Source organism: Veronia nyctiphanis, from assembly GCF_004116385.1.
GTDB lineage: Bacteria > Pseudomonadota > Gammaproteobacteria > Enterobacterales > Vibrionaceae > Veronia > Veronia nyctiphanis.
Genome location: NZ_PEIB01000073.1, coordinates 1 through 3,025, shown reverse-complemented (window position 1 = coordinate 3,025; position 3,025 = coordinate 1). Strand labels below are relative to the sequence as shown.

Below are 3,025 nucleotides of genomic sequence, written 5' to 3'. Positions count from 1 at the left end.
ATAGAACACCTTGGTTGTTGACCATACACAAGACCTCTTGGGGTTGTATGGTTAAGTGACTAAGCGTACACGGTGGATGCCTTGGCAGTCAGAGGCGATGAAGGACGTGCTAACCTGCGATAAGCCATGAGAAGACGGTAAGAGTCACTATACTCATGGATTTCCGAATGGGGAAACCCACTTACATAAGTAAGTATCGTCACGTGAATACATAGCGTGGCGAGGCGAACTCGGGGAACTGAAACATCTAAGTACCCGAAGGAAAAGAAATCAATTGAGATTCCGGCAGTAGCGGCGAGCGACCCCGGATTAGCCCTTAAGCTTTATATACGTTAGTGGAATCTTCTGGAAAGGAGAGCGATACAGGGTGACAGCCCCGTACACGACGGCGCATGTAGAGTGAAAACGAGTAGGACGGGACACGTGATATCTTGTCTGAACATGGGGGGACCATCCTCCAAGGCTAAATACTCCTGACTGACCGATAGTGAACCAGTACCGTGAGGGAAAGGCGAAAAGAACCCCTGTGAGGGGAGTGAAATAGAACCTGAAACCGTGTACGTACAAGCAGTGGGAGCCCCTTTTATGGGGTGACTGCGTACCTTTTGTATAATGGGTCAGCGACTTACTTTCAGTAGCAAGGTTAACCGAATAGGGGAGCCGTAGGGAAACCGAGTCTTAACTGGGCGCACAGTTGCTGGAAGTAGACCCGAAACCAGGTGATCTAGCCATGGGCAGGTTGAAGGTTGAGTAACATCAACTGGAGGACCGAACCGACTAATGTTGAAAAATTAGCGGATGACTTGTGGCTAGGGGTGAAAGGCCAATCAAACCTGGAGATAGCTGGTTCTCCCCGAAAGCTATTTAGGTAGCGCCTCGGACGAACACTACTGGGGGTAGAGCACTGTTAAGGCTAGGGGGTCATCCCGACTTACCAACCTTTGCAAACTCCGAATACCAGTAAGTGATATCCGGGAGACACACGGCGGGTGCTAACGTCCGTCGTGGAGAGGGAAACAACCCAGACCGCCAGCTAAGGTCCCAAAGTTATCGCTAAGTGGGAAACGATGTGGGAAGGCTCAGACAGCAGGATGTTGGCTTAGAAGCAGCCATCATTTAAAGAAAGCGTAATAGCTCACTGGTCGAGTCGGCCTGCGCGGAAGATGTAACGGGGCTAAGCGATACACCGAAGCTGCGGCATCAGTCTTAGGACTGTTGGGTAGGGGAGCGTTCTGTAAGTGGTTGAAGGTGGACTGAGAGGTCTGCTGGACATATCAGAAGTGCGAATGCTGACATGAGTAACGATAAAGGGGGTGAAAAACCTCCTCGCCGGAAGACCAAGGGTTCCTGTCCAACGTTAATCGGGGCAGGGTAAGTCGGCCCCTAAGGCGAGGCCGAAAGGCGTAGTCGATGGGAAACGGGTTAATATTCCCGTACTGCTGATAACTGCGATGGGGGGACGGAGAAGGCTAGGTGGGCCAGGCGACGGTTGTCCTGGTTCAAGTGCGTAGGCGGATGGTTTAGGTAAATCCGGACCGTCATTAACGCTGAGACACGATGTCGAGTCACTACGGTGATGAAGTCATTGATGCCATGCTTCCGGGAAAAGCCTCTAAGCTTCAGGTTATCAGTAACCGTACCCCAAACCGACACAGGTGGTCGGGTAGAGAATACCAAGGCGCTTGAGAGAACTCGGGTGAAGGAACTAGGCAAAATGGTACCGTAACTTCGGGAGAAGGTACGCTCCCAGCGGTGATGAGGCTTGCCCTCTAAGCTGCCGGGAGTCGCAGATACCAGGTGGCTGCAACTGTTTATTAAAAACATAGCACTGTGCAAAATCGAAAGATGACGTATACGGTGTGACGCCTGCCCGGTGCCGGAAGGTTAATTGATGGGGTTATCTTCGGAGAAGCTCTTGATCGAAGCCCCGGTAAACGGCGGCCGTAACTATAACGGTCCTAAGGTAGCGAAATTCCTTGTCGGGTAAGTTCCGACCTGCACGAATGGCGTAATGATGGCCACGCTGTCTCCACCCGAGACTCAGTGAAATTGAAATCGCAGTGAAGATGCTGTGTACCCGCGGCTAGACGGAAAGACCCCGTGAACCTTTACTACAGCTTGGCACTGAACATTGAGCCTACATGTGTAGGATAGGTGGGAGGCTTTGAAGCATTGTCGCCAGATGATGTGGAGCCATCCTTGAAATACCACCCTTGTATGTTTGATGTTCTAACTTAGGTCCTTATCGGGATTGAGGACAGTGCCTGGTGGGTAGTTTGACTGGGGCGGTCTCCTCCCAAAGCGTAACGGAGGAGCACGAAGGTGGGCTAATCACGGTCGGACATCGTGAGGTTAGTGCAATGGCATAAGCCCGCTTGACTGCGAGAATGACGGTTCGAGCAGGTGCGAAAGCAGGTCATAGTGATCCGGTGGTTCTGAATGGAAGGGCCATCGCTCAACGGATAAAAGGTACTCCGGGGATAACAGGCTGATACCGCCCAAGAGTTCATATCGACGGCGGTGTTTGGCACCTCGATGTCGGCTCATCACATCCTGGGGCTGAAGTCGGTCCCAAGGGTATGGCTGTTCGCCATTTAAAGTGGTACGCGAGCTGGGTTTAGAACGTCGTGAGACAGTTCGGTCCCTATCTGCCGTGGGCGTTGGATGATTGAGAGGGGCTGCTCCTAGTACGAGAGGACCGGAGTGGACGAACCGCTGGTGTTCGGGTTGTGTCGCCAGACGCATTGCCCGGTAGCTAAGTTCGGCATCGATAACCGCTGAAAGCATCTAAGCGGGAAGCGAGCCTCGAGATGAGTCATCCCTAGAGATTTAATCTCTCTAAAGGGTTGTTGAAGACTACGACGTAGATAGGCAGGGTGTGTAAGCGCTGTGAGGCGTTGAGCTAACCTGTACTAATTGCCCGTGAGGCTTAACCATACAACACCCAAGGGGTTTTGACGGACTCAAATGGAACATTGAATGTGTAGAACGAGAATTAAAAACAGCTTTCTAGATTAAACGAATT

General features: G+C 51.8%; 1 rRNA gene. It reads left to right on the top strand.

The window, feature by feature from the left end:
• The first annotated feature begins 49 nt into the window (after window positions 1–49).
• Window positions 50–2,937 (top strand): 23S ribosomal RNA (locus CS022_RS24305).
• Window positions 2,938–3,025 lie beyond the last annotated feature (88 nt).